This window comes from Microbacterium sp. 13-71-7, from assembly GCF_002257455.1.
Taxonomy (GTDB): domain Bacteria; phylum Actinomycetota; class Actinomycetes; order Actinomycetales; family Microbacteriaceae; genus Microbacterium.
Window position 1 is genome coordinate 1 of record NZ_NCKN01000284.1, and the last position, 4,528, is coordinate 4,528.

The window sequence follows — 4,528 nt, forward strand, 5'->3', positions numbered from 1 at the left end:
TTTGCTGCCCTCGAGGTGCAGGACGCGGGCGCCGGGGAGGCGCGTGCGGAACTCCTGCTCCGCACCGTCCGAGACGAATCCGTGTCCGGCGCGAACGAGCGTGACCGGGGCGGCGACGGCGTCGAGGTCCGCCCAGCCGTGCTCGCCCAGGATCGTCGGAGCCGGTGCGGCGGAGACCGACCCGGCGGGCGGCGCGTCCAGCAGTCGCGCGGCGATGTGCGCGAAGTGATGCTTCCACTCCACCCGGCCGTCGTCCCTCACCCGGGTGTTGAGGAACACGCCGCGGGCCGTGTCCTCGCGGGACCCGCCGAAGCCGAACTGCTGCGCGCGGTCGACGAGCTCGTCCCTGCTGGTGGCGTCGACCACACGGTAGAACTCGCGCAGAGCGGCGGGTCCGACGCTCTGGTCGACACCGGGGGTGATGTCGACGACGATGAGCTCGCGCACGAACTCGGGGGCGCGGGCGGCCACCGCCGCGGCCGTGAGCCCTCCGAGAGACTGTCCGACCAGCACCTGCGGGCGATCCGTCCAGGCGCGCAGCGCCTCGACGACGTCGGCGGCGAGCGTGCGGCCGGTGTAGTCGGCGTCCTCGCGCCAGGAGGAGTCGCCGTGTCCGGCGAGGTCGATCGCGAGCGTGGGGCGGCCCAGGGCGAGCACCGTGGTGTCCCAGGTGTGCGCGTTGAGGCCGGCCCCGTGCAGCAGGGTGACCTCGACGGGCCCGTCGCCGAAGCGCAGCGCGCTCAGCGTCCGGCCGTCGGGGAGGGGCAGGCTCAGACGCCGGACGGACGGAACCTCGGCTCCGAGTGCGCGGGCCTGACCGGCGAGGAAGGAGAACTCGGTGATCTCTTCTGGTGCGACGTGGGACACGCCCTCATTGTGCTCCTGTGCAGCCGTCGGCGCGAAACGAGAGAGCAGAGTGCACGGCCAAAATGGAAACAGATACGTGGTTCGCGAACTATCTGCCGCGACACGCAATGCAAGATGATCCGCGCACGACGTAACGTATCGATCGTGCGTCCCGGATCCGGATCCGGATCAGAACGCGCTCAGCCCCGTGAGCGCCCGGCCGATCACGAGCTGGTGGATCTCGTCGGTGCCCTCGTAGGTGCGGACGGACTCCAGGTTTGCCGCGTGGCGCATCACCGGGTAGGCGTTGGTGATGCCGTCGCCGGCCAGGATCGTGCGTGCCTGATGGGCGATCTCGAGGGCCTCGCGCACGCTGTTCAGCTTGCCGAGGGAGATCTGCGCAGGAGTGAGCGCTCCGCGTTCCTTGAGGCGTCCGAGATGCAGCGCGAGCAGGATCCCCTTCTCCACCTCGACGAGCATGTCGGCGAGCTTGGCCTGCGTGAGCTGGTTGGCGCCGATCGGCCTGCCGAACACCTCGCGGCTCGTCGCGCGGTCGAGCGCGGCTTCCAGGCAGCTGCGCGCCGCGCCCATCGCGCCCCAGATGATGCCGTACCGCGCCTCGTTCAGGCAGCCGAACGGTCCGGACAGGCCTTCGGCTCCCGGGAGGATCGCCTCCGCGGGGAGCCGGACGCCGTCGAGCGCCACGTCGCACTGCACGGAGGCGCGCATCGACAGCTTGCCGGTGATCGGGGTCGCCGTGAACCCGGGCGTCGAGGTCGGCACGAGGAAGCCCCGCACGGCCCGGCCGCCCTCGCCGAGGGCGGGATCGTCCACGCGCGCCCAGACCACGGCGACATCGGCGAGCGAGGCGAGCCCGATCCAGCGCTTGGCGCCGTCGAGCACCCAGTCATCGCCGTCCCGGCGCGCCGTGGTTGTCATCGCCGCGGGGTCGCTGCCGCCCTGGGGCTCGGTGAGGGCGAAGCAGCCGACCGCGTCTCCCGTCGCCATGCGCGGCAGCCACGTCTGCTTCTGCTCCTCGGAGCCGTATTTCGCGATCGCGCTCATCGCGAGCGACCCCTGCACCGAGACGAAGGTGCGCCAGCCGCTGTCCGCGGCCTCCAGCTCCAGGCAGGCGAGGCCGTACGAGACGGCGCCCGCGCCCGCGCAGCCGTAGCCGGTCAGGTGCATGCCGAGGAAGCCGGCGGCGCCGAGCTCTGCGATGAGCTCGCGGCGGAAGTGCGCGTTCTCGAAGTCCTCCTCGATCACGGGCAGTATGCGCTCCTGCGCGAAGGTCCGCGCGCGCTGCTGCCAGTCGCGCTCCTCCGGCGTGAGCAGGGCGTCGAGGTCGAACACGGCGTCGATGCGGGGAGCGGTCGTCATCTCAGGTCCTTTCGGTGCGCCAGGCGGCGGGCGCGGAGTCGTTCAGGGCGGGCGGCGGCGTGCGGTAGGCCGCGGGGGCGTCACCGAGCCGGATCGGGTTCGCGATCGTGCGGGAGGAGCCGAGCTCGACGACGGGGTCGAGGTCGAGCCCCTCGGCGAAGGAGATCGCCTCGGCCACGTCGTGCACGAGACCGGCGGGGATCCCCGCCGCACGGAACAGCTCGACCCAGTGCGCGGCCTCGGCTTCCGCGAGACCGCTCTCGATCAGCGTCGTGAGGGCGTCGCGGTGCGCGACGCGGTCGGCGTTGCGCAGGAAGCGCGGATCCGCGGCGAGCCATGGCCGCCCCAGCGCCTCTGCCAGCGCCCGGAACTGCTTGTCGTTGCCGACGGCGATGACGAGGTCCCGATTTGCCGCGCGGAACAGGGCGTAGGGCGCGATCGAGGGATGCTGGTTGCCCAGACGGCGGGGCGGAGTGCCCGTGGCGAGGGTCGACGCGGCCTGGTTCGTCAGTGCGGACAGGAGGCTCTGCAGCAGGGACACCTCGACCCGCTGGCCCTGCCCGGTGCGGTCGCGCTCGCGCAGCGCGAGCAGGATCCCGGCCACCGCGTTCTGCCCGCACAGCACGTCGACGAGCGCGACGCCGGCCTTCGCCGCCGTGCCCTCCGGATCGCCGGTGATGGACATGAGGCCGCCGACGGCCTGCACGAGCAGGTCGTAGCCGGCGAGCGAGGCGCCGGGGCCTTCGCCGAAGCCCGTGATCGAGCAGTAGACGACGCCGGGATTGACGGCGTGGACGGCGGGGAAGTCCAATCCGAAGCGCTCCATGACCCCCGGGCGGAAGTTCTCGATGACGACGTCCGCGGTGCGGGCGAGCCGCAGCGCCTCCGCGCGGTCGGCCTCGACGGTCAGATCGAGCGCGACCGAGCGCTTGTTGCGATTGACGCTTCCGAAGTAGGTCGCGGTGCCGTCGGCGTCGACGGGGGGATGCCAATGGCGGGTGTCGTCACCGTCGGGCGGCTCGATCTTCAGCACGTCGGCCCCGAAGTCGGCGAGCGTCATGGTCGCGTACGGGCCGGCGAGCACCCGGGAGAAGTCCGCCACGCGCACGCCCTCGAGGACGCCGCGCCGCTCGGTCTCCCCGCTCATCCGTCAGCCCCTTCGCTGTCCGACCTGCCGTGTCCCACTTCTGGTCCCGCCGTGTCCCACATCTGGCCGGGAAACCGGTGCCGGAGCAGCCAGAACCGGGACATGGTGCGACCGTCCGAGACGCACCGCTCTCATCCTACGGACGGACGAGGGGTGGGCCGGCTCAGTCCCCGGGATCGCAGCGCCGCCGCAGCCCGGTCCCGCCGCGCGGTCGCAGCGCGCCGAAGCGCGACTCCGCGCCCCGGACACGCCCTAGGCTGGAGGAGAGGTGCGGTGACGCACGGTGAGGAGGCGACCATGATCCTGCTCGACGTGCCCGGCATCACGAATCTGCGCGATGTCGGCGGCATCCCGGTCGGTGCCTCCCGGATCCGTGAGGGCGTCCTGTTCCGCTCCGGCAATCTCGCGCACGTCGGACCCGATGCGCGCTCGTTCCTGACCGAGCAGGTCGCGCGCGTGGTCGACCTCCGCGACGACAGCGAGGCGAGCGCCGAGCCCTGTGCGCTGCCCGGCCTGCGCATCGACCGCATCCCGCTCTTCGCGGGCTCCGTCGCCTCCTTCCTGATGGGCGACGTCAGCCTCGCGGGCCTGTACCGGCGCATCGTCGAGGACGGCGGGGGCCGCATCGTCCAGGTCGTCCGGATCCTGTCGGCGGGGGAGCCGACCCTGGTGCACTGCACGCTCGGCAAGGACCGCACGGGCGTGAGCGTCGCGCTCGCGCTCGCCGCCGTCGGCGCGGACCGCGAGGCCATCGTGGACGACTACGCGCTGACCGCCTCCCAGCTTCCCGAGTCCCGCAACAGGGCGATCGCGAAGTGGCTCGAGGAGCGTCTGCCGATCGCGCACGATGCGATCGCGGTCGCCACGCAGTCTCCCGCGCCGGTCATGCGCGAACTGCTCAAGGGCATCGACGAGCAGTACGGATCCGCGGCGGACTATCTGCTCGCGTCCGGGCTGACCAGGGCGGAGCTGGAAGCGCTGGGGACGGCGCTGGTCGACTAGCCGACCGATCGCCGCCTGCGCGGGCAGAGGAAGGTTAGGCAACCCTTCTTTCGGTGATATCGTTGAGGCATCATGACCACTGCGATCCGCACCACCGCACGCGCCGAGCGCCGTGCCCTGCGTCGCTCCACGAAGGCCCAGCATCTGATCGTC

4 protein-coding genes are annotated in these 4,528 nt (G+C 72.0%); 1 reads left to right on the forward strand and 3 read right to left on the reverse strand.

All coding sequences use genetic code 11. The features are described from left to right. From B7X32_RS18755 to B7X32_RS18765, 3 genes are all read right to left on the reverse strand, one after another. Positions 1-867: alpha/beta hydrolase (locus B7X32_RS18755; RefSeq protein ID WP_292723169.1), on the reverse strand; the 867-nt coding region annotated here is incomplete at its 3' end. 168 nt (positions 868-1,035) lie between these two features. Further along, positions 1,036-2,226 carry an acyl-CoA dehydrogenase family protein gene (locus tag B7X32_RS18760; protein ID WP_292723171.1) on the reverse strand — a complete coding sequence of 397 codons (1,191 nt, stop codon included), beginning with the start codon at positions 2,224-2,226 and terminating at the stop codon, positions 1,036-1,038. Between the two features lies 1 nt (position 2,227). Then, entirely contained in the window at positions 2,228-3,373 is a 1,146-nt protein-coding gene (locus B7X32_RS18765; RefSeq protein ID WP_292723173.1) for a CoA transferase, read from the reverse strand. A 273-nt stretch (positions 3,374-3,646) separates the two neighbouring features. On the opposite strand from B7X32_RS18765, the gene B7X32_RS18770 reads away from it, so the two are divergent. Beyond that, positions 3,647-4,375 (forward strand): tyrosine-protein phosphatase, encoded by a 729-nt coding sequence (locus tag B7X32_RS18770; protein ID WP_292723175.1) that lies wholly within the window; start codon positions 3,647-3,649, stop codon positions 4,373-4,375. The last annotated feature ends 153 nt before the right edge of the window (positions 4,376-4,528 follow it).

Bases quoted from the DNA above. Each gene is read 5' to 3' on its own strand.
- B7X32_RS18760 (WP_292723171.1), bottom strand. From the start codon at position 2,226: ATGACGACCGCTCCCCGCATCGACGCCGTGTTCGACCTCGACGCCCTG.
- B7X32_RS18765 (WP_292723173.1), bottom strand. From the start codon at position 3,373: ATGAGCGGGGAGACCGAGCGGCGCGGCGTCCTCGAGGGCGTGCGCGTG.